Below are 24,414 nucleotides of genomic sequence, written 5' to 3'. Positions count from 1 at the left end.
CTAAGTTACTCGTGGGTAACCTACGTGCGCAACAGGTCCCTGAGTCCGGTGGGAACCGGCGGTACCAGTAACGTCGGTACCCATGAGCGAGGCTGTGATCCCTGCCGCACCCGCGGCCGCCACACATGAACCACTCCCGTTGACCGGCGAGCGGACCGTGCCCGGCATCGCCGAGGAGAACTACTGGTTCCGTCGGCACGAGATCGCCTACGCCCGCCTGCTCGACCGTTGCGCCGGACTGACCGTGCTCGAGGCGGGCTCGGGCGAGGGCTACGGCGCCGACATGATCGCCGGTGTGGCCGCGCGTGTCGTCGGGGTGGACTACGACGAGAGCGCCGTCGCGCACGTCCGCGCGCGCTACCCGCGCGTGGAGATGATCCAGGGCAATCTGGCCGCGCTGCCGCTGGAGGACGAGTCCGTCGACGTGGTGGTGAATTTCCAGGTCATCGAGCATCTCTGGGACCAGGCGCAGTTCCTGCGCGAGTGCCTGCGGGTGCTGCGCCCTGGCGGGCAGCTGCTGATCAGCACGCCGAACCGGATCACCTTCTCCCCCGGCCGCGACACCCCGCTCAACCCCTTCCACACTCGCGAGCTCAACGCCGCCGAACTCACCGAACTGCTCGTCGAGGCCGGGTTCACCGTCTCGGAGATGCTCGGCGTGCACCACGGCGCGAGCCTGAAAGCGCTGGACGCCAAGCACGGTGGCTCGTTCATCGACGCCCAGATCGAGCGCGCGCTGGCCGGTGAGCCGTGGCCCGCCGAGCTCACCGCCGACGTCGCCGCGGTCACCGTCGACGATTTCGACCTGCGCTCCGGTGACATCGACGCCAGCCTGGACCTGGTGGCGATCGCCGAAAAGGCAAGGCGTTGACCGAAGTTCCGGGGCAGTTCACCCTCGTTCTGCATTCCCACCTGCCGTGGCTGGCCCATCACGGGCGCTGGCCGGTCGGCGAGGAATGGCTCTACCAGTCCTGGGCCGCGTCCTATCTGCCGCTGGTCCGGGTGCTGAAAAACCTTGCCGCCGAAGGGCGTTCGCATCTGCTGAGTCTGGGCATCACCCCCGTGCTGGCGGCCCAGCTCGACGACCCGCACTGCCTGGCGGGCATGCATCACTGGCTGGGCAACTGGCAGTTGCGCGCCGACGAGGCGTCCATGTCGGGGAATGTGGCGCTGGGCAGCCACGAACATCGGCTCGCGGCAACGGCGCTGGACGATTTCGAGCGCGACTGGCGCCACGGCGGCTCGCCGGTGTGGCGCTCGCTGATCGACGCCGACGCCATCGAACTGCTCGGCGGTCCGCTGGCCCACCCGTTCCAGCCGCTGCTCGACCCGCGCCTGCGCCAGTTCCAGCTCACCGAGGGCCTGGCCGACGCGCGGCTGCGCTGGGGTACCACCCCGACCGGCATCTGGGCACCCGAGTGCGGGTACACGCCCGGCATGGAGCTCGGCTACGACGATGCCGGTGTGACGCATTTCATGGTCGACGGACCCTCGCTGCGCGGCGACACCAGCCTCGGCAGGCCGGTGCGCGAGGCCGACGTGGTCGCCTTCGGCCGCGACCTCCAGGTGAGCTACCGGGTGTGGTCGCCCAAGCAGGGCTATCCGGGGCAGGCCGCGTACCGCGATTTCCACCACTACGACCACGCCACCGGGCTCAAGCCGTCGCGCGTGACGGGCAAGACGGTGGCCGGTCCTGACAAGGCCCCTTACGATCCCGAACTCGCCGCCACGGCGGTCACCCGCGACGTCGCCGACTTCGTCGAGACGGTGCGCGCGCGGCTGATCGAGGAGTCCGCGCGGATCGGGCGACCGGCCCTCGTGGTGGCCGCCTTCGACACCGAACTGTTCGGCCACTGGTGGCACGAGGGACCGCAGTGGCTCGAGCAGGTGCTGCGCGCGCTGCCCGAGGCCGGGGTCACCGTGGGCACCCTCGCCGACGCCCGCGCCAACGGCTTCGTGGGCGAACCCGTGCAGCTCAACGACTCGTCGTGGGGTTCGGGCAAGGACTGGCGCGTGTGGGCGGGCGACCAGGTGGCCGACCTCGTGGAGCTCAACGCCGACGTCGTCCGGCTGGCGCTGGACACCCTCGACAAGACCCGGCGCGCGGACGCGCTGCGCGATCCGGTCGCCGATCAGTTGCTGCGCGAGGCCATCCTCACCGTCTCCAGCGACTGGGCGTTCATGGTCTCCAAGGACTCCGCCGCGGGGTACGCCCGCGACCGCGCGCACGAACACGCGCACGCCGTCCGCGAGCTCGCCGAGGCCGTCGGGGCCGGACAGTTCGCCAAAGCGGCCCGTCTCGCGGCAGGATGGAGCGCGGCCGACGGATTCTTCCCGGGTCTGGACGCGCGGCGGTTGCCGAGCGCCGTCACCTCGGCCGCCGCTGAAGGATTCCGATGAAGATTTTGATGGTGTCGTGGGAGTACCCGCCGGTCGTGGTCGGTGGGCTCGGCAGGCATGTGCATCACCTGGCCGTGGAGCTCGCCGCGGCCGGGCACGAGGTGGTCGTGCTCGCGCGCAGGCCGACGGGGACCGACTCGATCACCCATCCCACCCACTCCTACATCGCCGACGGCGTGCTCGTCGTGGCGGTGGCCGAGGACCCGCCGTGCTTCGACTTCGGCGAGGACATGCTCGCCTGGACGCTGGCCATGGGCCACGCGATGGTGCGGGCCGGGGTCGCGCTCGGCAAGCCCGGCGTCGGGGAGGGCTGGACGCCCGATGTGGTGCACGCGCACGACTGGCTGGTCGCGCATCCCTCGATCGCGCTGGCCGAGTTCTACGACGTGCCGCTGGTGGCCACCATCCACGCCACCGAGGCGGGCAGGCACAGCGGCTGGGTGTCGGGGCGGGTCAACAAGCAGGTGCACTCGGTGGAGTGGTGGCTCACCAACGAGGCCGACCAGCTCATCACCTGCTCGGCCTCGATGCAGGACGAGGTGGAGCGGCTCTACGGGCCCGAGCTCGCCCCGGTCACGGTGATCCGCAACGGTATCGATGTGGGCGCGTGGACCTTCCGGCCGCGCGCGCCGCGTTCCGGGCCGCCGAAGCTGCTGTATGTGGGCAGGCTCGAATACGAGAAAGGCGTGCAGGACGCGATCGCCGCGCTGCCGCGCATCCGCCGCGCCCATCCCGGCACCACGCTGACCGTCGCCGGTGTCGGTACCCAGTTCGACTGGCTGCGCGAACGCGCGCGCGTGCACCGGGTGGCGCGGGCGGTGCACTTCGTGGGCAGTCTCGGGCACGAGGAACTGCTGGGCTGGCTGCACGGCGCCGACGCGATCGTGCTGCCCAGCCGCTACGAGCCCTTCGGCATCGTCGCGCTCGAGGCCGCCGCGGCCGGGGTGCCGCTGATCGCCTCCACCGCGGGTGGGCTCGGCGAGGCCGTGATCGACGGTGTCACCGGGGCGTCCTTCGAACCCGCCGATGTGGACGGCATCGTCGACGCGGCCCGCGCGGTGCTCGACGACCCCGCCACCGCCCAGGACCGCGCCTTCACCGCCCGCGAACGGCTCACCGCCGATTTCGCCTGGGACGTGGTCGCCGCCGAGACGGCCCAGGTCTACTCGGCCGCCAAACGCCGGGTCCGCACCTCGCTCGGCCGCCCCGACATCGTCGAACGGCCGCTGCCCGAACGCGACCCGAAGTAGTCTCCCGCTCCCGATCAATTTCACCCACAACGCATGACGCCGCCACGTCGGCACGGTCCTAGGGTCGCCGGTATCACCCACCGTGTCGAAGGAGCCGCGCCATGCCCCTGCAGCCGATCCCCGATCTCCCCGCCGCGACCCTCGGCTTCCGCGCCGTCGGCACCGTCACCGCCGAGGACTACACCACCGTCCTCGACCCCGCGATCGAGGCGGCCCTGGAACACGAACAGCCGATCAACCTCGTCTACGTCCTCGGCCCCGACTTCGACCGCTACTCCCTCGAGGCCCTCTGGCAGGACGCGAAACTGATCCGCGTCCCCCGCAGCGCCTGGAACCGCGTCGCCCTGGTCACCGACCACCGCGCCCTGGGCGAAGCCCTCCACCTCTTCCACTTCCTCCTCCCCGCCGAAGTCCGCGTCTTCCCCACCTCCGCCGAAGCAGACGCCCTCGCCTGGATCGCCTGACGCCGACCCACTGCACACATGAGCGCTGTAGCGCTTCGGGAGTGGGCGTCGGCATCCCTCGGCACCGTCGTCGAATCGCGGTGCGCGGCAAGGGGTCAGCGCGTGGATCGGCGACCGCCTTGCGGGTGGACTTCGTGCCCCGATCCACACCGAGATCGCCCCTCCCGAGTAGCCGGTTTCACCCGGTACGTGTGAGGCCGCGTGGGGCCGGTGCGGTTAGCGTCGGAGGCGCCGAGCGATCGGCGAATGCTGCGGTTCGGGCGGATTTCCACCGGTAGAGGGGTAGCTATGACCGAGACGACGTCACCGCTGGTCAGGCAGATCGACGGCGGGAACTGGCTGCCGCCACGGGAGGCGGAGGATCTGCGCGCGGAGCTGTTCTACCAGCGCGCGGTGCACGCGTACATGACCATGCAGGCCGCCTTGAACGTGATCGGTATGCGGGACGGGTCCGAACAGGCCTTCGGGCGCGGGTATCACATCCTGCCGATCTGGAAGGACCGGATGGACAGCCGCACCTGGGTGCCCACACCCAACGCGGATGTCATCTACGCGATGAACTACCTGAACCTGAAGGAGACCGGACCACTGGTCGTGAACGCGCCGCCGAATGTGATCGGGATGTTCACCGACTTCTTCCAGCGCACGCTCACCGACGTCGGCGCGATCGGTCCGGACCGGGCGCGGGGTGGGCTCTACCTGCTGCTGCCTCCCGGCTACGACGGCCATGTCCCCGGTGGCTATTACACCGTCACCTCGGCGACGTACAACGTGTTCCTGTTCTTCCGCACGGTCATGGGACAGGGCGAGGGTGCGCCCGACCCGGCCGGGGCGGTCGCACTCGCCGAACGCACGCGGATCTTCCCGCTGTGGACGCCCGAGAAGGACGTGCCTGCCATGGAGTTCCCCAATGCCAGTGGCCGCCGCCTGAACATGATGTACCCCACAGATTTCGCGTACTGGACCAAGCTGAAGGAGTTCGTCGACTACGAGCCGGTGTCGGCGATCGACCCCGAACTGCGCGGGGTGCTGGCCTCGATCGGCATCATCAAGGGCGAGCCGTTCGAGCCACGGGACTGGCAGCGGGCCGCGCTGGAGCGGGCGTTGACCGACGCCCCACGGATGATCCTCGCCCTGGCCCAGCTCGGCCGCGACGACGACCGCAACTACTACTACGACGATCGCCGCTGGCAAGTCGCCTGGGCAGGCGGCACGGCCGAATGGATGCAGGAGAGCTACCTCGACATCAACACCAGGGCCCGGTTCTTCCAGTACGCGTACTCTTCCGCCCCGGCCATGAACATCCACTCGACCGGCGCCGGATCCAAGTACCCGTTCACCTACCACGACGCCGACGGCGACTTCCTCGACGGCAGCCACACCTACAAACTGCATCTGCCGCCGGACATCCCGGCCGCGCTGTTCTGGGCGACCACCGCGTACAACATCACCGACGGCACCATGCCCGAGACCACGCAGCTGCTGCCCTCGACCAACGGCTACTACGACATCCCCACCGACGACGACGGCGCGATCGACATCTACTTCGGTCCGGCCAAGCCCGAGGGCGTCGTCGACGCCGCGTTCGTAGAAACCGTGCCGGGGCGGCACTTCATCGTCGCCCTGCGGCTCTACGGCACCGAGGCCGCCTTCTACGACCAGACCTGGCGCCCCGACGATCTGGTGAAGGTCGGCTAGTCTCCGGGCGGGTGGATGCCGCCGCTGTGGTAGCGGGTGGCGGCGTTCCAGAGGAAGAAGCTGTCTATGCCCGCGTCTCGGGTGGCGGCTATCTGGGCGGCGATCTCGGCGTCGGTGTAGGTGACGCCCAGGCTGAAGTCCTGGAGCCAGGGGATGACGGCGGCGCCGGTGCCCGCGACAGCGGATTGGAAGTCGCGGAGGGAGGCCAGGACGATGTCGTAGGGCTGGGCGTTGGGGTTGGCGACGCCGTATTCGCCCGCGTTCCAGTGTGAGGGGTAGATCATGGGGGCGACGTAGTCGACGCTGCGGGCCATCAGGGGGATGTCCTGGGCGATCTGGTCGGGGCGGGTGGCGGCGATGCCGTAGACGGCGGCGCTCAGGTGGGCGCCCGCGCTGTGCACGGGGTAGCGGCTCTGGGCCAGGAAGTCCGCGACGGCGGTGGTGGGGGTGCCGGTGAGGCCGGTGAAGTGCATGCTCGACAGGCTGCCGTCGGGGCGGCGCACGTAGTCGTACATGATGCCGTCGAAGCCGAGCCGCGCCGCCTCCACCGCGAGATCGATGTTGTACCGGCGCACCTCGGCGTTGGCCACGTTGGTGAACGCGATCGGGCCGTAATGGCTGGAATAGGGCTGGCCGGAGGGATTCTGGACCACCCAGTCGGGCCTGCCGTGATGCCAGGCCCAGGCGGCCACCGTCGGATCACGGAAGGCCACGATCCGCCCGACCACCTGGAGGCCGAGGTCGTGCAGCTGCTTCAGCGCCGAGGGCGCGTCGTAGATCGCCGCCACCGCACCGGATTCGCGGGCCAGCGGCACCTGCGAGTCGTAGCCGACGACGCCGTCCTCATCCTTGATGTCGAGCTGCACGGTGTCGATGCGGCCCTCCCGGGCCAGCGTGAGCACCGCCTCCCGCAAGCCCTCGTGCGACCAGGCGTGCGCGGTGACGTGCACCGCCCGCATCCGGGGCAGCGTCGTCGCGGTGACCACCGTGCTGCGGCTGCGATTACCCGCCGAGTCCTGCGCGACCACCTCGACCGCGGGCGCCCACGGCACCGACAGCTCGAAGGCCCCGTCCGGTCCCGGCGTCGCGCTCACCTCACCGACCGACACCCGCTCCGCGCCCGCGGCGGTGCCGCGCACCACGACCGGCGCGCGATAGGACCCCGGTGCGGCCGGGGTCACCTGCAGCAGCGGCGCCACCGCGTCGGCGGCGGGCATCCCGGCCGATCTGCTCAGCGCGAATCCGGCCACCAGCGCCACCATCACCGCCGCCAGCACGGCACCGCAGGCGATGACCGCCGCACGCCGCCGAACGACCGAGCCGAGCCGCAAACCCAACGCCCACACCGCCTTCCGCATCGAGTGTCAGGCCACTATCCCGCAGTCCGGCCACGCGTCGCGCGGATATCCGAAGATCACGGGAAAACCTCTGCCGCCCCGTAACATTGCCCCGATGGCGGGTGGTTCGATGACGGTACTCCGGGTTGTGCTCCTGCTGGCGACGACACTCGCGGCGTGCACATCACAGAACGCGATGGCACCGGTCGAGGCACCGGTCGCCGCTCCGGTGGTGACCACCACGCCACCCGATCCCGCCGCCGTCGCGGCCAATGAGCTCGGGCTCGTCCCGGTGTTGATGTATCACCAGATCACCCCGGACCCGGCGGGCGAATACGACCAGACTCCCGCGGAATTCCGCGCGGAGCTCGAACGCCTCTACCGCGAGAACTACCGCCCCGTCACCGCCGCCCAGTACATCGCGGGTGAGCTCGATCTGCCCGCGGGCACCCACCCGGTGGTCCTCACCTTCGACGACTCCACCGACAGCCAGCTCTCCTTCACCGCCACCGGCGCGGTGCGTCCCGACAGCGCGGCGGGCATCCTCGCCGAATTCGCCGCGCGCTACCCGGATTTCCGGCCGGTCGCCACCTTCTACGTCAACAACGAGCCCTTCGGCGCCGACCCGCGCGCCCTGCCCTGGCTGGCGGCGCACGGGCACGAGATCGGCGCGCACACCGCCGATCACGCGAATCTGGCGAGCCTGGACGCCGAGGGCGTGCAACGTCAGCTGGTGCGGAATGTGCGGGCGGTGACGACGGCCGCGCCGGAGGTCACCGTGCGGACCATGGCCCTGCCCCTTGGCATCAGTCCCCGTGACAACGCCCTGGCGCGCACCGGCAGCTGGGACGGCACGTCCTACGCCTTCGACGCGGTGATGCTGGTCGGCGCGAATCCGGCGCCCGCCCCGTTCGGCCCGCTCGACCCCGCCGGGGTCCCCCGCATCCGCTCGGGCCGCGGCGAGGTCCCGTTCGACTCCGCCTACTGGCTCGACTGGCTGGCCGCCCACCCCGAGCAGCGCTACACCGCCGACGGCGACCCCGCGCGCGTCTCGTTCCCGCGGACGCTGTCCGGGGATCTCGCCGCCCGCTGGGCCGATCGGGCCAACGCCTACTGAGTTCAGGCCTCCGGCATGAAGGTGAAGATCTCGCCGAGGCGGCTGGCCACCACGACCTCGCCCTCGGGGCCGATCGAGGTGCCCGCGGTGGTGCCGGTGGCATCGGGCAGGTGGTCGGAGTCCAACGTGGTACCGGTGGCGGTGTCGAAGGTGATGAGGTTGAGGCCCGCGCCGATGGCGGCCACGGTGTAGCCGACGCCGCCCGCGGTGAGGGCGGGGGTGCCGCGCAGCGGGAGATCGGCGCGCTCCCAGACGAGTTCGGCGCCGTCGCCGGTGTCACGCAGGGCCGTGAGATGGCCGTCGTCGCCCGCGGGGACGAGCAGGCCGTCGGCGAGGGCGATGCCGCCGCCGGGGGTCCAGCCGAGGTCATGGGTCCAGCGGGTGCTGCCGTCCTCGGCGTTCACGGCGATCAGGCGGCCGCTGTTGTCGCCGACGTAGACGGTGGCGCCGTCGGCGGAGAGGGTCGGGCTGGTGGCGCTGCCGCCGGTGAGCATCTCCGCGCTCCAGTCCTGGGTCACCTTGCCGTCGGCGTAGCGCAGGGCGCGCAGGGCGGCGGCGGGCTTGCCGGGCTCCCAGACGGTGACGTAGAAGCGGCCGGTGGCCGGGTCGACGGCGGTGGTGTTGGCGACGGCGCAGCGCGGGCCGCCGGTCTCGCAGTCGTCGAGGCCGTCGCCGGAGGCGGGCCTGGTCAAGCCGGGGAACTTCAGGAAGTCGGGCTCGCCGAGCAGTTGCAGGGTGGGGACCTCGCGGCCGCCGGTCTGGCGGCTGAGCACGTCGACCTGGCCGGACTGGGTCACCGTGAGCACCTTGCCGTCGCCGGTGAACTGGATCGCCACCGGCACCCCGGCCACCGGGGTGCGCCAGCGCGGCTGCCCGAGATAGTTGAACGAGTTCACCGCGCCGTCGTCGCCGACGTAGACATTGCTGATGCCGTCGACCACGGTCGGCGCCGCGATCGTGGATGGCCCGAGCTGGTTGCAGAAGCGCTTGCGACCGGTGGGCATCTGGAAGGAGAAGATCGCGCAGTTGCCGGTGCTGGTGGTGACGAACATCTGGCCCTCGGGGCCGATGGTCAACGGCTGGGCGATCGGGCCGCCGACCGGGCGCGACCAGCGCAGGGCCACCGCCTTCGCGCCCTCGACCGGGCTCGCCCCGGCATTGGCGCCGTCGTGATGCACGGCGGGCCAGCCTTTTCCGGCGCCGACGGTGATGTCGTCCACATCCGTGCCACATCCGGCCAGCGCCACCACTCCGGCGGCAGCGAGCGAGGCAACGACGCGAGTCCGGGTTCGCACCTGCTGATCTCCCTGGGTAATCGGGGTAGGGCACTGTTGGTGTGCGCTGACGAAAGTACTCTGTGTACCCGATGACCGAATCCCCGGGTGGCAGGCCCGGTGGATCGCCCGTTCTTTCCGAGGGAGAGTACTTCGTGACGAGCATGTGGGGTGCGCCACTGAGCGCGCGCTGGCGTGGATCGCGCCGCCGAGATCCGCAGCAGGCGCGCTTCCTGACCAGAGACTCGTTGCGCTGGGTGCTCGCCAATCGCGCCTACACCCCCTGGTACCTGGTGCGCTACTACCGGCTGGCCAAGTTCCGCCTGGCCAACCCGCACATCGTGCTGCGCGGGATGGTGTTCCTGGGCCGCAATGTGGAGATCCACGCGACCCCCGGCTTCGCCCGGATGGAGATCGGCCGCTGGGTGCACATCGGCGACGGCAACGCCATCCGCTGCCACGAGGGCTCGCTGCGCATCGGCGACAAGGTCGTGTTCGGCAAGGACAATGTCGTCAACACCTACCTCGATATCGAGATCGGTGAGTCCACCCTGGTCGCCGACTGGTGCTACATCTGCGACTTCGACCACAAGATGGACGACATCACCCTGCCCATCAAGGACCAGGGCATCGTCAAGAGCCCCGTGCGCATCGGCCCGGACACCTGGATCGCGGCCAAGGTGACCGTACTGCGCGATACCCGGGTGGGCCGCGGCTGCGTGCTCGGCGCGCACGCGGTGGTGCGCGGGGACGTGCCCGACTACAGCATCGCCGTCGGCGCGCCCGCCAAGGTCGTGAAGAACCGCAAGGTCGCCTGGGACGCCACCGCCGAGGAACGCGCCGCCTACCTGGCCGCCCTGGCCGATATCGAGCGCAAGAAGAACGCCGAGAGCACCGCGGGCTGAGGCCGGACATACCCACCGTGTCGGTGCCGGTGGGTACGGTCACAGCCATGAACAGCTATGCGGCGTTGCTGCGTGGGATCGCCCCGTCGAACCCGCAGATGACCAACGACAAGTTGCGCGCGGTGTTCACCGGCCTCGGCTTCGCCGACGTGGCCTCGGTGGTGGCCAGCGGCAATATCGTCTTCCGCTGCGCCGACACCGATATCCCCGCGCTGGAGGACCGCATCCAGGAGGCGCTCAACGCCGAGCTGGGCATCCCCGGCGGCACGATCGTGCGATCCCGCGAGGACCTGCGAGCCCTCCTCGACACCGACCCCTTCCCCGGCCTCACCCACGGCCGCGGCACCTACCTCATCGCCACCTTCTTCAAGGCCCCCGAGGCACCCGCCGAGATCCCCGGCTTCGACGACCCCCTGGCCCGCGTGGTCGGCGTCGACCCGGCCGCGCGCGCCGTCCTGGCCGTGATCGACAACTCGACCGGCAAGACCCCCGATTTCATGGCCTGGCTGGAGAAGCAGTACGGCAAGGACATCACCACCCGCACCTGGCTCACGATCCAGCGGGTGGTCAGGAAGATGGGTCCCTGAGCGAGCGGGTGGTGCGCGGGATCGAGGGTCAGTAGAGCCCGCCCAGGGCGATGCGGGCCTGGTCCACTTCCGCGCGGAGGGGGTCTTCGGAGGGGTCGTCCGGTTCCGGAGCGGGGTCGGTGGCGTAGTCGCGGACTTCGGAGTCCACGCCGTCGAGGAGCCAGGCGAAGTCCTTGCCGAGTTGTTCGCCGTTGGTGGTGGCGAGGCGGCGGGCGGACTGCCATTCGGTGACGAAGTCGGCGCGGGTCATCTCGCCGTCGGCGTAGGTCTCCATCAGGGTGAGCTGTTCGGCGACGGCGCTGCCGTAGTCGACGTCGTCCGGGGAGTTCCACACGGTCATCAGGGGCCTTTCCGAGGTTCGTAGCGGGTGCTGAGGGCGGTGGCGCGGTCGCGCAGGGCGGTGCGCAGGGCCGGTGGGGAGAGGGCTTCGGCGTCGGTGCCGAGTTGCCAGAGCGCCCATTCGGCGTGGCGGGTGTCCTGGAAGGTCACCGTGAGGCGCAGCAGGCCGTCGGGGGTGGGTACTTCGGCGAGGACGGCCAGCGCGGTGGCGAGGAGTTCTTCGCGGCGCGCGGGGGCGAGGTGGAGTTCGACGGTGAGTTGTGTGCCGCCGGTGCGGAAGCGCGTGCTGCGGTCCTGCCAGGCGCGGTCGAGGTCGACGCGGTCGGGGCGCTGGGCCGGTTCGGGAAGTTGTTCGGCGGCGTCGACCCTGGCGAGCCGGTAGGTGCGGTCCTCGCCGACGCGGGTGGCCAGCAGGTAGCCCTGGTCGCGGACGACCACGAGGCCGATGGGGTCGACGGTGCGCCATGCCGGGTCCTGGCCGGGGGCCGCGTAGCGGATGCGCAGCTTGTGACCGGCGAAGACCGCGCGTCGGATCTCGGCCATGATCGCGACGGGTACCTCCTCCACGACCTGCTTGCGGGCGAGCAGATCCGCTTCGGGTTCGATGAGCAGCCGTTCGGCCACGTCGGCGGCGGTGTCGCGATAGCTCGCAGGCAGCGCGTCGACGACTTTGAGCATGGCCGAGGCCAGGGCCGAGCCGAGCCCGAAAGCCTGTGCGCCACGGCGTGATCCGGCGATCAGCAGGGCCAGGGCTTCGTCGTGATTGAGGCCGGTGAGCTCCGTGCGGAATCCCGGCAGCAGGGCGAAGCCGCCGTGCCTGCCGCGTTCGGTGTAGACGGGCACCCCGGCCGTGGACAGCGCCTCGATATCGCGCAGGACGGTGCGGGTGGACACCTCGAGTTCGGCGGCCAGCTCGGCCGCCGTGAGCCTGCCGCGCTGGCGCAGCAGCAGCACCAGCGCCACCAATCGGTCCGCGCGCACTCCGGAAAACTAGCACCGAATACACGACACAGGATGTCGTGATTGGTTGTGAGGCTTGCTGCCACGACGTCGAGGGACGTCGGTCACCGAATCGAATGGAGCTGATGTGGCAGCGCAACGTACGGCCGTCAACCCTGTGGACTGGTCGCTCGAGCTGGGATTCAACCAGGGCGAGCTCGTCACCGGGGCGACCCGCACCCTGTACTGCTCGGGACAGACGGCCATGAACGCCGAGGGCAAGCCCGAACACCCCGACGACCTCGCCGCCCAGCTGGCACTGAGCCTCGACAATGTGGAAGCCGTCCTCACCGAGGCGGGCATGACGCTGACGAACCTCGTCCGTCTCAACGTCTACACCACCGACGTCGACCTGCTCTTCCAGCACTACGGCGTCCTGGCCGCCCGCCTGGGCGCGGCGGGCGCGGCCCCGGCCACCACCATGCTCGGCGTCACCCGCCTGGCCGTCCCCGGCCAGCTGATCGAACTCGAGGCCACGGCCGTCGACTGATCCGTCCCGCCGCCTCCGCTCGCCGGAGGCGGCGTTCAGGCCACCGCCGGGGCTGGTGTCGCCCCCGCGAACAGCGCCGCTGGGCCATCCGGCCGCCCACGAGATCCACCTGCGTGCAGACCAATTCGCGCGTCTCGACGCGGTGGGCCGGTCCCGGCGACGAGTCCGGCCTGATCGCACGCGTATGTCCGCTCCGGCGCTGTCAGGGACGTGGAGCGGGTGCGGTCGTCGTGCACAGGAAGACGACGCCGGTGCGGCCGATGCGGGTGATCACCAGGGTGTAGGGGCGGGTGCCGCGGAGTTTGAGTTTCTTACGGAGGGCGTCGGGGTCGAGGTCGATGCCGCGGACCAGGATTTCGAGGGAGCCGCAGTCGCGGCGGGCGAGTTCCTGGCGGAGGGTCTTCTCGCGGAGTTCGAGGCGGTCTTCGACGCGGAACCCGCGGACACCGGGTGGGACGGTCTCGCCGGTGAGGTAGGCGATCTGCGGGTCCAGTTGCCAGAGGCCGTGTTTCGCGGCGTAGTGGCGGACCAGGCCCGCGCGGACGATGGCGCCGTCGGGGTCGACGATCCAGGCGCCGGGGGCGCGCTCGGGGATGTCGTCGGGGTCGGCGTCGGTGAGGGTGGTCGTGCCGCCCCGGGAATCGAGGACGGTGGCGCGCCGGGTGACACCGAGTTCGGCCAGCCCCGGCGACCACAGGCACGCTTCGCGCACAGCCCCGTCGAGGGAGACCACCTCGATCTCCCCGAACCAGCCGAGCCGGTCGAAATCCAGTCCGGGCGCGGACTTCACGGCGATATCGCGGCCCGCGTAGACGGCGAGGAGATCGGGCAGCGGGGGCTGGAGTTTGGCCGGATCGTAGGTGCGGCGGCCATCGGCGCGCCGGGCCGGATCGGCGATGATCACGGTGTCGCGCGAGGTGGGGGTGAGGGCGTCGGCCTTGGCCAGCACGATGGTCCCGTGGCGGTACACGGCACCGGACACCGCATCGGGCACAGCGTGGTCGTCGGCAGCGACGGTGCCGGGCCCGGAGCCATCCAAGTCGCGAGCAGCGGTGGACACGTGCGAGTCCGGCGAGGCGGCCGGGAAACCGTGAGCGGACGCGAGGCCATCCGGCAGCCCGCCGGGATCGGCCGCCAGCACCGGCGCGACAGCGAGATTGTGGGCGGCGATGGCGAGGCGGACCTCGTCGAGATCGCTGCCGATGACGCTCGGGCAGGTCCGCGACAATTCGGCCAGCTCCGCGCCGATCGAGCAGGTGACGTCGTGGACGGCGCGCCCCGCCAGCCGGGCAGCCCGATGCCGGGCGACCAGCGCGGGCGTGGCCTGCTGCAACGCGTCGTCGGTGAACAGCCAGCCGCCGGAGCCGGGCAGCTTGGCGGCGGCCTTGCGCCGCAACCGCACCGTTTCGATGAGGGCGGCGGTGTGTTCACCGTGGGTGCGGCGCACCTGCTCGATATCGCGCAGGTGCGTCGCGGGAGTCAGCTCCAGCCGGTCGACCTCGGCGAGCGCGGCACGGCCTGCCGCGCTGCCGAGAAAGGCGATGTCGTCGCGGCCGAAGCGGTAACCCACCTACTTCTGCGCGGCGCCCGGCTTCACGCCGGTGATCATCGCGTTGTAGAAGAACTCGCGGGGCACGACCTTGCGCAGCACGTTCTCGTCGAGCCAGCTCAGGCCCAGCCAGGCGCGGTACTGCGCCATGCGGTAGCCCACGGTCAGCTTCTCGTCGGGGACGGCGGCCTCGAAGGTACGCACCGGCCAGCCCCACAGGGCGGCGGCGAATTCCTCGGTGGTGGCCTGCACGTCGACGGCACCGGCCGACTTCGCCATCTTCTCCAGATCGCTGGGGTCGAAGGTGTGCAGGTCGACGACGGCCTCGAGCGCGGCGGCGCGGGAGGACTCGTCCAGCTCGGTCTGCGGACGGCGCCAGCCGGACAGGAACGGCAGCTTGGTGACCTCGGTGGTCACCTTCCAGGTGACCTGGCCGAGCTTGCGGGCGTAGAAGTTGCCGACGGTGGTCGGCTCACCGGCGAACACGAAACGGCCGCCCGGCTTGAGCACCCGCAGGCACTCCTTGAGCGCCAGCTCCACGTCGGGGATGTGGTGCAGCACGGCGTGGCCGCAGACCAGGTCGAAGGTGTCGTCGTCGTAGGGGATGGTCTCGGCGTCGGCGACGCGGCCGTCCACGTCCAGGCCCAGGTGCTCGGCGTTGCGCAGCGCCACCTTCACCATGCCGGGCGAGAGGTCGGTGACCGAGCCGGTCTTGGCCACGCCGCCCTGCATGAGGTTCAGCAGGAAGAAGCCGGTGCCGCAACCGAGCTCGAGCGCCCGCTCGTAGGGCAGCGGGGCGTCGCCCACGGCCAGGTCGAACCGGCCGCGCGCATACGCGATACAGCGCTCGTCGTACGAGATCGACCACTTGTCGTCGTAGGTCTCGGCTTCCCAGTCGTGATAGAGGACCTGGGCGAGCTTGGTGTCCTTGAGCGCTGCTTCGACCTCGGCCTCGGTGGCATGCGGGTTCGGCGCCGGGTCATCGGGGTGGACCGTCATAACAGCACAGCGTAATAGGAGACCCTCAGCACGCGGTGAGCGGTCTTGTTTCCGATGGTTCCAACTGGGCGATCGACCGGTACTCCGGTCAGTGTCCGGTGAACACGGCGCTGTTGGGGCCCTCGGCGGCGAAGGTCCGGGTGCCGTTGCGGGCGTCGTCGGTGTCGAACAGCGCCGACCATTCGGTGACCGCGGCGGAGTGCCCGTGCGGGCCCGCCTCGAAGACCGCCTTGGCGGCCGCGAGGGCGCGCGGGGCCGCAGCGGTGAACTGTTCGGCCCAGCGGCGCGCGGCGGCCAGTACGTCGTCGGGGGCCACGACCTCGTCGACCAGACCGAGCGTCGCGGCCTCCTCGGCGTCGACGAAACGGCCGGTGTAGACGAGGTCCTTGGCCCGGCTCGCGCCGATCAGCTGGGTGAGCCTGCGAATGCCCGAGAGCGGGATCAGGCCCGCCTTGATCTGCGGCAGCCCGAGCTTGACGTTGTCGCCGATGATCCGGTGGTCGGCGCCCAGCGCCAGCTCCAGCCCGGCGCCCAGGCAGTAACCGGTGATCGCGGCGACGGTCGGCTGCGGAACCCGGGTCAGACAGCCCAGCGCGCTCTGCAGATCGGCGGCCATGGCCGCGGCCTGTCCGGCGTCGAGTTCGGCCAGCTCGCGCATCTCGTCACCGGCGCTGAACACCCGCTCGTCGCCGTAGACGATGAGCGCGGCCACGCCCGGATGCTGGGCGACCGTCGCCGCGGCGGCGGCCACCTCCCTGGCCAGCTGGGCGTCGACGAGGTTCAGCGGCGGGCGATCGATGCGCAGCAGCGCGACGCCGCGGGCGGTCGGCTCCGCGGGCAGCTCGAGGGTGACGAATTCGGCCATGCGGCCAACCTACCGGCCGCCCAGTGCACCCAGCTGCGGCAGCTCCGCGAAATACCGGCCGTTGTCGGGGAAGTCGGTGAGCGGCGGGCCGTCGCCGGTGGGCGTGTAGGTGGGCATGATCGGGGTGATCGGCCGCTCGGCGGCCAGCACGGCGGCGGTGTCGGCGAAACCGCACAGGGCGTCGAGCTGCGACCAGGTCGGCGGGAGCAGCACGTGTTCGCCCGCCTTCCAGCTCGCCAGCGCGGCGCTGGGGCTCGCCCAGGCCACCCGGGCGGCCTCGGAGGTGGCGCCGTCGGCGCTCTGGCCCTGCGGCAGCACGGCGACGAAGAAGCGGGTGTCGTAGCGGCGCGGTTCGGCCACCGGGGTGATCCAGTTGGACCACGGGCGCAGCAGATCGGCGCGCAGCACCAACCCCTCGGCCGCCAGGAACTCGGCCAGCGAGAGTTCACGGCGCTCGAGCCTGCCACGCGCCTCGCGGTAGGAGGTGGGGTCGTCGACGACGGTCTCCGCGGTCGGGCCAGCCAGCAGCACGCCGCATTCCTCGAAGGTCTCGCGCACAGCCGCGGCGACCAGCGCCTGCGCGCCGGGTTCGTCGGTACCGAAGCGCTGAGCCCACCAGTCGGGGCCGGGACCGGCCCACGCGATATCGGCGGTGGCGTCGGTGCGGTCGACCCCGCCGCCAGGGAACACGGTCATCCCACCGGCGAAGGCCATGCCCTTGACCCGCTGCTGCAGGAACACTTCCAGGCCCGTCTCACCGTCGCGCACCAGAATCACCGTCGACGCGTCCCGCACGGGCACCCCGGACTCACTCATACCGTTCCTCTCCACCTGCGCGCACCCACGACCGACCTGGGGCCATGCGCCGGGTGCGCTCGGACCGGTGCGCCGATGCACCGGCCTGTCAGCACCCTAACGCCCGCTTGGTTCGCCACGGTAACGGTTCGGGCGCGCGCGACCCGGCTTCCCGCTCAGTGGACGTTCAGCCCGCGGTGCTGCCCCACGCGGCGCGATTCAGGCCCGGCAGTTTGCCCCGCTTGGGCGGCTCCGGCGTGGCGGTGCGCTGCTGGGCGGTTCAGGCCCGGCGGTGCTGCCCCTGCTGGGCGGTTCGGGCGCGCCGGAGCGGCCCCGCTCGGCAGCTCAGGTGTGGCACTGCCCCGCTGGGTGGTTCAGGCGCGCCGATGCTGACCCGCCCGCCGGGCCCGCCGGGCGAACCAGCGCCCGTCGACCCGGTCCAGCGCGATGGACTGGCTGAAGGCGGCGCTGAGGTTGGCCGCCGTGAGCACGTCCTCGAGCAGTCCCTGGCCCACCACCTCGCCTTCCTTGAGCAGCAGCGCGTGGGTGAAGCCCGGCGGGATCTCCTCCACGTGGTGGGTCACCAGCACCATGGCGGGCGCGTCGGGATCGGCGGCCAGATTGCCCAGCCGCTCGACCAGTTCCTCGCGGCCGCCCAGGTCCAGGCCCGCGGCGGGTTCGTCGAGCAGCAGCAGTTCGGGGTCGGTCATCAGGGCGCGCGCGATGAGCACCCGCTTGCGCTCGCCCTCGGACAGCGTGCCGTAGGTGCGGTCGGAAAGGTGTTCGGCGCCCAGGGTTTCCAGCATGTCGACCGCGCGTTCGGTGTCGATGCGGTCGTAGCGCTCGCGCCAGCGGCCCAGCACCGCGTACCCGGCCGAGACGACGAGGTCGCTGACCTTCTCGTCGACCGGGATGCGGCTCGCCACCGCCGCCGAGGACAGGCCGATGCGCGGGCGCAGTTCGGTGACGTCGACGCGACCGAGCGTCTCCCCCAGCAGGTTCGCCGCGCCGGAGGTCGGATGGACCTCGGCCGCGGCCATTCTCAGCAGCGAGGTCTTGCCCGCCCCGTTGGGGCCGAGCACCACCCAGCGTTCGTCGAGCTCGACCTGCCAGGTGACCGGGCCGACGAGCGTTCGGCCCGCGCGGCGGATGGTGACGTCGGTGAAGTCGATGAGCAGATCGGGATCGGGATCGGGTTGCGACACGCGCTCCATCTTGGACCACCCGGGCCCTTTGCGGAACGACCGGCCCGGATCGGATTCGCGCGGCCGGGTCACGCGGTGCGCGAAGGCCGGTGCGCGCGTGTCGGCCGGGGTCAGTGCGCGGCGGGCACCGCGATGACCGTCATCGAACCCGGTGCTACTTCGGTGAATCCGGCGTCGCGCACGGCGACCGCGCGACCCGCCGCCACCTCGGCGGTGAGCCGCGCCCACTGCTCGGCGTCGGCATCGCGGACCGCGCAGCGGAATTCCCGGCGCGCCCAGTCCTCGACCACCTCGACCGGCAGCGCACCGGCCAGCAGCATGCTCGCGTGACCCACCTGCGCGGCCGCCTTGCCCACCGACATCTCCAGCGCCGCGTTCACCCACAGCACCGGCAGCGTGGGGTCGGCCGGGCCCGGCTCGTCGTGGTCGAGATCGGTGCCGCCGATCTGGAGTTTGCGCACGCGCTGGTCGATCGCGCCGACCGGCCCGGGCACGAACGCGCGCGCCTGCGCCCCGTCGACCTCGACGGTCACCCCGTCGACCGCCCCGGCGGCCACCCACTGCGCGCCCCTGGCCCGCCGCGCGACCTTCCGGATCCGCGAGCGCTTCCACGCCAGATACCGCGGCTCCCACTCCCCGCCCGGTCCCGAGCGCGGGTCCAGGCAGACCGCCAGCGCCGACGCGGCCGCGGCGGCCAGCAGGGCACTGCGGGCGGGCGGGTCGGTCTTGGGAATGTGCAGCACCATCTGCATGGCCTGCACCAGGGCCGGATCGGCGGGATCGCCCGCGCCGCCGTAGCCCCGGGCGAGTTCGGCGTGTCGCAGGGCGAAGGTGTCGGTGTCGTCGGGGGCGTCCACGGTGCCGGTCGATTCGTCGCTCATCGTCGGATCAGCCTAATCGAGCCGGACGACCGTTCAGGTCACCCGCACATCGAGGTGGAAGGCGGGGGCGGGCAGCACCGGGGGCTTGTTGGCCGGGGTGTAGCTGTACTGGAGCGCGGTGTTCCCCGGCTGGACCGTGCGGTACTGCCAGATCGTGGCATTGCCGTCGGCCAGGGGACCGCCGTCGGTGATCAGGATGCCCGACTCGAAGTTCACCACGGCCCACTGGTCGGTGGAGTCCGGCGACTGCGGCAGCCGCACGTGCAGGCGACGGCCGACCGGCAGGACCACCGTGCCGCCGTTGACGGTCTGGTCGATCACCACCGGCGGTTCCGCGCTCGCGGGCGGGTAGGTCGGCAGCGTCACCTCGGTGATCAGCTTCTCGTCGCTGCCGCAGCCCGCGGTCAGTGTCCCCACACTCGCCACGGCGATCAGGACGAACAACGTTCTACGCACCGCAGCCTCCCAGTGACGAACAGTGACGACGACTCGGAACACCTCGTCGTCACTCTACGTCCCGGCAGTCTCGTTTCGGCGTCAGCGACCGAGCGGCACCCGACGCACGCCCCCGTCACGGGCGTCGGCGGCCTCGACCTCGTCGCGGGTGACGCCCAGGATGAACAGCACCGCGTCCAGGTACGGATGCGACAGCGCGGTATCGGCCACCTCGCGCAGCGCGGGCTTGGCGTTGAACGCCACACCCAGCCCGGCGGCATTGAGCATGTCGATGTCGTTGGCACCGTCACCGACCGCGACGGTCTGTTCCATCGGCACCCCGGCGTCGGCGGCGAACTTGCGCAGCGCGGTGGCCTTGAACGCCCGGTCGACGATCTCGCCGACCACCCGGCCGGTGAGTTTCCCGTCGACGATCTCGAGCGTGTTGGCCTGCACGAAATCGAGTTCCAGCTCGTGCGCGAGCGGCTCGATGACCTGGCGGAACCCGCCGGAGACCACGCCGCAGCGGAACCCGATGCGGCGCAGCGTGCGGATGGTGGTGCGGGCGCCGGGGGTGAGTTCGATGCGGTCGGCGACCTCGTCGATCACCGAGGCGTCGAGACCCTCGAGGGTGGCCACTCGCTGCCGCAGCGATTCGGCGAAGTCGAGCTCGCCGCGCATAGCCGCCTCGGTGACCTCGCGGACCTGCTCCTCGACCCCGGCGTGCGCGGCCAGCATCTCGATGACCTCACCCTGGATGAGGGTGGAGTCCACGTCGAAGACGATGAGCCGCTTGGCCCGCCGGGCCAGCCCCGCGCGCTCCACCGCGATATCGACCTGTTCGGCGACGGCCACGTCGGCCAGCGCGGTGCGCAGCCGGGAGTCGGTGTCGGCGCCGGTGTCGGTCGCGGTGACCATGAGTTCCATGCCGGTCACCGGGTAGTCGGCGATGCCGCGGATGGTGTCGATATTGGCGCCGAGGGCGGCCAGGATGCGCGAGATGGCGCTGAAGGCGTGCGCGGTGACCGGCGCGCCCAGCACGACGACGGCGTGCGTGGACATCGGCGGCTTGCCGATCTGCGCGTCGACGGAGACGTCGACCTGCATGCCGACGGTGTTCATCGCCTCTTCGAGGTCGTCCTGGAGGGCTTCGGGGTCGTTCGGGCACGACACCAGCACGCCCAGGGTCAGCCGCCCCCGGATGACGACCTGTTCGACGTCGAGCAGGCTCACCTGATGCTTGGACAGCGCCGTCAGTAGGACCGACGTGACGCCGGGCCGGTCAGGGCCGGTGACGGTCACGAGAACTGTGGTGTCGGCCAAGTCGATCTGCTCCGTTCGATTACCCACAAAAAGAGTGTGCACCCGCTGGTCACCCCAGCAGGTGCACACCCTTGTCTTACGGTGTTTTGCTACTTCTTCGCGAGCGCGACTTCCTCGGCGGCGTGCGCCTTGTGCTTGCCCGAACCCCAGCCGACGTGCGCCTCGGCCTTCATGCGCTCGACCATGTGCGGGTAGTGCAGCTCGAACGCGGGACGCTCCGAACGGATGCGCGGCAGCTCGTAGAAGTTGTGGCGCGGCGGCGGGCAGGTGGTGGCCCACTCCAGGGAGTTGCCGTAGCCCCACGGATCGTCCACGGTGACGACCTCGCCGTAACGGTAGCTCTTGAACGTGTTCCACACGAACGGCAGCATCGACGAGCCCAGGATGAAGGCACCGATGGTGGAGATGGTGTTCAGCGTGGTGAAGCCGTCGCTGGGCAGGTAGTCGGCGTAACGACGCGGCATGCCCTCGGCACCCAGCCAGTGCTGCACCAGGAAGGTGGTGTGGAAGCCGACGAAGGTGGTCCAGAAGTGCCACTTCGCGAGACGCTCGTCCATCATGCGGCCGGTGATCTTCGGGAACCAGAAGTAGATACCCGCGAAGGTGGCGAACACGATGGTGCCGAAGAGCACGTAGTGGAAGTGCGCGACGACGAAGTACGAGTCGGTGACGTGGAAGTCCAGCGGCGGCGAGGCCAGGATGACGCCCGACAGACCACCGAAGAGGAAGGTCACCAGGAAGCCGATGGACCACAGCATCGGTGATTCGAACGTCAGCTGACCGCGCCACATGGTGCCGATCCAGTTGAAGAACTTCACACCGGTCGGGACCGCGATGAGGAAGGTCATGAAGGAGAAGTACGGCAGCAGCACCGCGCCGGTGGCGTACATGTGGTGCGCCCACACCGCGATCGACAGCGCCGCGATACCCAGGGTCGCGTAGACCAGCGTGGTGTAACCGAAGATCGGCTTACGGCTGAAGACCGGGAAGATCTCGGAGACGATGCCGAAGAACGGCAGCGCGATGATGTATACCTCGGGGTGGCCGAAGAACCAGAACAGGTGCTGGTAGAGCAGGATGCCGCCGGTGGCCGGGTCGTAGATGTGGCCGCCCAGGTGGCGGTCGTAGGCCAGACCGAACAGCGCCGCGGTGAGCAGCGGGAAGGCCAGCAGCACCAGGACCGAGGTCACCGCGATGTTCCAGGTGAAGATCGGCATGCGGAACATGGTCATACCGGGCGCGCGCAGGCAGACCACGGTGGTCAGCATGTTGACACCACCGAGGATGGTGCCCAGACCGGAGACGGCCAGACCCAGGATCCACAGGTCGGTGCCGACACCGGGCGAGTGCAGGATGTCGGTCAGCGGCACGTAGGCCGTCCAGCCGAAGTCCGCCGCGCCACCGGGGGTCACGAAGCCCGCGGTCGCCATGGTGCCGCCGAACAGGTACAGCCAGTAGCTGAACGCGTTCAGGCGCGGGAAGGCGACGTCGGGGGCGCCGATCTGCAGCGGCAGGATGATGTTGGCGAAGCCGAACACGATCGCGGTCGCGTAGAACAGCAGCATGATCGTGCCGTGCATGGTGAACAGCTGGTTGAACTGTTCCGGCGAAAGGAACTGCAGACCCGGGCGCGCGAGCTCGGCGCGCATGAGCAGCGCCATGAGACCGCCGACCAGGAAGAAGCTGATCGCCGTCACCAGGTACATGGTGCCGAGCACCTTGGGGTCGGTGGTGGTGACCGCCTTGTAGAGGAACGAGCCCTTCGGCCCGGTCCGAGCCGGATACGGTCGAGTCGCTTCCAACTGAGGGACTGGCCTGGGCTCTACCGCAGTCACTGATCCTCCTGAAGATGCCTGTACGTCACTCGCAGCGTCGGCCCCGCCTCGGGAGGACAGCAGCAGACATGCGTTGAAGTGATCGTAAACCGTGCTGCCGCAGCATTCCGCGCGGGTCCTACTCTGTGTCGTATTCGGCGCGCCGTAGACGGCGGCCCGACGCCGGTCTCGATCTTCCTCCGCAGGTCCAGCGGGTGCAACGGTTGGCGGCGATGACTTTTCGCGGTTCGGCGCGTCATGATCGATGACGGTGCGCGCTGTGCCCACCGCCTCTGTCGAACCATCTGTCGAACCGAGGAGTCCGTCATGACGATCACCCCCAAGCCCGGCGATCCCGTCTGGGCCGATCTCTACACCGCCGATCTGGACCGTTCGATCGCCTTCTACGGCGAGCTCTTCGGCTGGACCGCCGACCGCGGCGGCCCGGAGTTCGGTGGGTACACCACCTTCAGCAAGGACGGGAGCGCGGTGGCGGGCGCGATGTCGCGGCAGGAAGACGCCGGTGACCCCTACCCCGACCGGTGGACGGTCTACCTGTCCTCGACCGACGCGGCCGCGACCACCGCCAAGGCGAGCGAGGCGGGCGGCCAGGTCTTCCTCCCGCCGATGGCGGTCGCCGATATCGGCACCATGGCCGTGCTCGCCGATGTCGGCGGCGTGGGTGTCGGGGTGTGGCAGGCCGACACCTTCGGCGGCTTCCAGGCCAGGGGCACGGTCGCCGACGGCACCTGGTCCGGCCATGCCGGGGTGCCGTCCTGGTTCGAGCTGATGACCCGCGCCTACGAGCCCTCGCTGACCTTCTACCGGGACGTCTTCGGCTGGGACGACACCTTCACCGTCGCCGATTCCGACGAGTTCCGCTACACCACCCTGCACGCCACCTCCCCCATGCTCGGCGGCGTGATGGACGCCAACGGCCACCTGCCCGAGGGCGTGCCCGGCGCGTGGACGGTCTACTTCGGCGCCGAGGACGTGGACACGACGGCCGCGCGGGCGGCGGAACTCGGCGGCGCGATCGTCTTCGAGCCGATGGACACCCCCTACGGCCGCCTGGCCGGGCTCACCGACGCCACCGGCGCGCATTTCAGCATCGGCGGCAACAAGCGCTGAGCGGTTCACCCACCTCGGGGTGGTAATCACCCACCCTGGGAGTGGCGACCCCAACGCTGGGGTCGCTGTCGGACACCCCGTCCGGCGGCGAGGGTGGAGAGGTACCGAAAAACACCTCCCACCAGCCCCGAGGGGAATCACGATGAACGCACTGGCCACCGCTTCCGCCGACAACGTCATCCAGCTCCCGCAGCGCGCCCCGATCGCCGACGGCACGCTCGCCGACGCCGATCTGGACCGCTGGGCCAATCGCCTGGCCCGGCTGCTGCTGGCCCGCGGGGCCGTGGCGGGCGAGCGGGTCGCGCTGGTGGTGGAGCCCCGGATCGAGGCGATCGTGGCCGAGGCCGCCGTGCGCAAGATCGGCGCGATCCCGGTCGCGGAGACCGCCCCCACGCCCCGATTCGGGATCACCGTCCGCGAGCACCGGCCCGCGCTGACCGATGCGGTGGACTGGCTGGTGCTCGACGATCGCGGCACGCTGCGCCACTACCTGGTGAGTTCGGACGCGCCGCTGTCGAGCGCGGATCTGCGCGCGGTCTCCTGAGAGCCATTCCGAT

Annotated in this window: 24 protein-coding genes; 11 read left to right on the top strand and 13 right to left on the bottom strand. The window is 70.5% G+C overall.

Features of this window, described 5'->3' with window-relative positions:
• Positions 1–82: 82 nt before the first annotated feature.
• The 5 genes from WA675_RS01600 (at position 83) to WA675_RS01580 (ending at position 5,812) form a co-directional block, all read left to right on the top strand.
• Positions 83–871 (top strand): class I SAM-dependent methyltransferase, encoded by a 789-nt coding sequence (locus WA675_RS01600; RefSeq protein ID WP_336081251.1) that lies wholly within the window; start codon positions 83–85, stop codon positions 869–871.
• Positions 868–2,400: a glycoside hydrolase family 57 protein gene (locus WA675_RS01595; RefSeq protein ID WP_336081250.1), complete on the top strand. Its 1,533-nt coding sequence runs from the start codon at positions 868–870 to the stop codon at positions 2,398–2,400. The genes WA675_RS01600 and WA675_RS01595 overlap by 4 nt, the downstream gene beginning before the upstream one ends.
• A complete protein-coding gene (locus tag WA675_RS01590; RefSeq protein ID WP_336081249.1) occupies positions 2,397–3,650 on the top strand; it encodes a glycosyltransferase family 4 protein in 1,254 nt (417 codons plus the stop codon). Before WA675_RS01595 ends, WA675_RS01590 begins: the two co-directional genes overlap by 4 nt.
• Before the next feature lie 101 nt (positions 3,651–3,751).
• Entirely contained in the window at positions 3,752–4,114 is a 363-nt protein-coding gene (locus WA675_RS01585; protein ID WP_336081248.1) for an STAS/SEC14 domain-containing protein, read from the top strand.
• 288 nt (positions 4,115–4,402) lie between these two features.
• Positions 4,403–5,812 carry a DUF1254 domain-containing protein gene (locus WA675_RS01580; protein ID WP_336081247.1) on the top strand — a complete coding sequence of 470 codons (1,410 nt, stop codon included), beginning with the start codon at positions 4,403–4,405 and terminating at the stop codon, positions 5,810–5,812.
• Here the strand turns inward: WA675_RS01580 and WA675_RS01575 are convergent.
• The gene (locus WA675_RS01575; protein ID WP_336081246.1) at positions 5,809–7,170 is read right to left on the bottom strand and encodes a putative glycoside hydrolase; all 1,362 of its coding nucleotides are present in this window, start codon (positions 7,168–7,170) and stop codon (positions 5,809–5,811) included. The genes WA675_RS01580 and WA675_RS01575 overlap by 4 nt on opposite strands.
• Before the next feature lie 109 nt (positions 7,171–7,279).
• Here WA675_RS01575 and WA675_RS01570 point away from each other — a divergent pair, with 109 nt between their 5' ends.
• Positions 7,280–8,266, top strand: a complete 987-nt coding sequence (locus WA675_RS01570) for a polysaccharide deacetylase family protein (protein ID WP_336081244.1) — start codon at positions 7,280–7,282, stop codon at positions 8,264–8,266.
• A gap of 2 nt (positions 8,267–8,268) precedes the next feature.
• Here the strand turns inward: WA675_RS01570 and WA675_RS01565 are convergent, their stop codons facing one another.
• Positions 8,269–9,561, bottom strand: a complete 1,293-nt coding sequence (locus tag WA675_RS01565) for an outer membrane protein assembly factor BamB family protein (RefSeq protein WP_336081243.1) — start codon at positions 9,559–9,561, stop codon at positions 8,269–8,271.
• A 134-nt stretch (positions 9,562–9,695) separates the two neighbouring features.
• On the opposite strand from WA675_RS01565, the gene WA675_RS01560 reads away from it, so the two are divergent.
• The gene (locus tag WA675_RS01560) at positions 9,696–10,445 is read left to right on the top strand and encodes an acyltransferase (protein ID WP_336081242.1); all 750 of its coding nucleotides are present in this window, start codon (positions 9,696–9,698) and stop codon (positions 10,443–10,445) included.
• 47 nt (positions 10,446–10,492) lie between these two features.
• Positions 10,493–11,032, top strand: a complete 540-nt coding sequence (locus WA675_RS01555; protein ID WP_336081241.1) for a DUF1697 domain-containing protein — start codon at positions 10,493–10,495, stop codon at positions 11,030–11,032.
• A 28-nt stretch (positions 11,033–11,060) separates the two neighbouring features.
• Here WA675_RS01555 and WA675_RS01550 read toward each other — a convergent pair whose 3' ends face one another.
• Positions 11,061–11,372: a hypothetical protein gene (locus WA675_RS01550; protein ID WP_336081240.1), complete on the bottom strand. Its 312-nt coding sequence runs from the start codon at positions 11,370–11,372 to the stop codon at positions 11,061–11,063.
• Positions 11,372–12,352: a helix-turn-helix transcriptional regulator gene (locus WA675_RS01545; RefSeq protein WP_336081239.1), complete on the bottom strand. Its 981-nt coding sequence runs from the start codon at positions 12,350–12,352 to the stop codon at positions 11,372–11,374. Before WA675_RS01545 ends, WA675_RS01550 begins: the two co-directional genes overlap by 1 nt.
• A 106-nt stretch (positions 12,353–12,458) precedes the next feature.
• Here WA675_RS01545 and WA675_RS01540 point away from each other — a divergent pair, with 106 nt between their 5' ends.
• The gene (locus tag WA675_RS01540) at positions 12,459–12,860 is read left to right on the top strand and encodes a RidA family protein (protein WP_336081237.1); all 402 of its coding nucleotides are present in this window, start codon (positions 12,459–12,461) and stop codon (positions 12,858–12,860) included.
• Between the two features lie 202 nt (positions 12,861–13,062).
• Here the strand turns inward: WA675_RS01540 and WA675_RS01535 are convergent, their stop codons facing one another.
• The 9 genes from WA675_RS01535 to ctaD all read right to left on the bottom strand — a co-directional run bounded on the left by WA675_RS01535 (position 13,063) and on the right by ctaD (position 22,747).
• Positions 13,063–14,325, bottom strand: a complete 1,263-nt coding sequence (locus tag WA675_RS01535; protein ID WP_442945549.1) for a THUMP-like domain-containing protein — start codon at positions 14,323–14,325, stop codon at positions 13,063–13,065.
• 105 nt (positions 14,326–14,430) lie between these two features.
• Positions 14,431–15,408 carry a class I SAM-dependent methyltransferase gene (locus tag WA675_RS01530; protein ID WP_336081234.1) on the bottom strand — a complete coding sequence of 326 codons (978 nt, stop codon included), beginning with the start codon at positions 15,406–15,408 and terminating at the stop codon, positions 14,431–14,433.
• A gap of 88 nt (positions 15,409–15,496) precedes the next feature.
• Positions 15,497–16,273: an enoyl-CoA hydratase-related protein gene (locus tag WA675_RS01525; RefSeq protein WP_336081233.1), complete on the bottom strand. Its 777-nt coding sequence runs from the start codon at positions 16,271–16,273 to the stop codon at positions 15,497–15,499.
• Between the two features lie 9 nt (positions 16,274–16,282).
• Positions 16,283–17,089, bottom strand: a complete 807-nt coding sequence (locus tag WA675_RS01520) for an NUDIX hydrolase (protein ID WP_336081232.1) — start codon at positions 17,087–17,089, stop codon at positions 16,283–16,285.
• A 353-nt stretch (positions 17,090–17,442) separates the two neighbouring features.
• Positions 17,443–18,282, bottom strand: a complete 840-nt coding sequence (locus tag WA675_RS01515; RefSeq protein WP_336081231.1) for an ABC transporter ATP-binding protein — start codon at positions 18,280–18,282, stop codon at positions 17,443–17,445.
• A gap of 101 nt (positions 18,283–18,383) precedes the next feature.
• Positions 18,384–19,154 (bottom strand): peptidyl-tRNA hydrolase, encoded by a 771-nt coding sequence (locus WA675_RS01510; protein WP_336081229.1) that lies wholly within the window; start codon positions 19,152–19,154, stop codon positions 18,384–18,386.
• Positions 19,155–19,187: 33 nt separating this feature from the next.
• On the bottom strand, positions 19,188–19,610 hold the full coding sequence (locus tag WA675_RS01505) for a protease inhibitor I42 family protein (protein WP_336081227.1): 423 nt from the start codon (positions 19,608–19,610) through the stop codon (positions 19,188–19,190).
• 81 nt (positions 19,611–19,691) lie between these two features.
• Positions 19,692–20,918 carry a phosphoserine phosphatase SerB gene (gene serB / locus WA675_RS01500; protein WP_336081835.1) on the bottom strand — a complete coding sequence of 409 codons (1,227 nt, stop codon included), beginning with the start codon at positions 20,916–20,918 and terminating at the stop codon, positions 19,692–19,694.
• An 83-nt stretch (positions 20,919–21,001) separates the two neighbouring features.
• Entirely contained in the window at positions 21,002–22,747 is a 1,746-nt protein-coding gene (gene ctaD, locus WA675_RS01495; protein ID WP_278263629.1) for an aa3-type cytochrome oxidase subunit I, read from the bottom strand.
• Between the two features lie 306 nt (positions 22,748–23,053).
• Here ctaD and WA675_RS01490 point away from each other — a divergent pair, with 306 nt between their 5' ends.
• Positions 23,054–23,857, top strand: a complete 804-nt coding sequence (locus WA675_RS01490) for a VOC family protein (protein WP_336081225.1) — start codon at positions 23,054–23,056, stop codon at positions 23,855–23,857.
• 142 nt (positions 23,858–23,999) lie between these two features.
• Complete coding sequence (locus tag WA675_RS01485; protein ID WP_336081223.1) at positions 24,000–24,401, top strand: AMP-binding protein; 402 nt, start codon at positions 24,000–24,002, stop codon at positions 24,399–24,401.
• Positions 24,402–24,414 lie beyond the last annotated feature (13 nt).

Source organism: Nocardia sp. SSK8 (assembly GCF_037034205.1).
Lineage (GTDB): Bacteria > Actinomycetota > Actinomycetes > Mycobacteriales > Mycobacteriaceae > Nocardia.
Note: the sequence above shows the minus strand (reverse complement) of the source record. Positions and strands in the feature narration are given on the sequence as shown.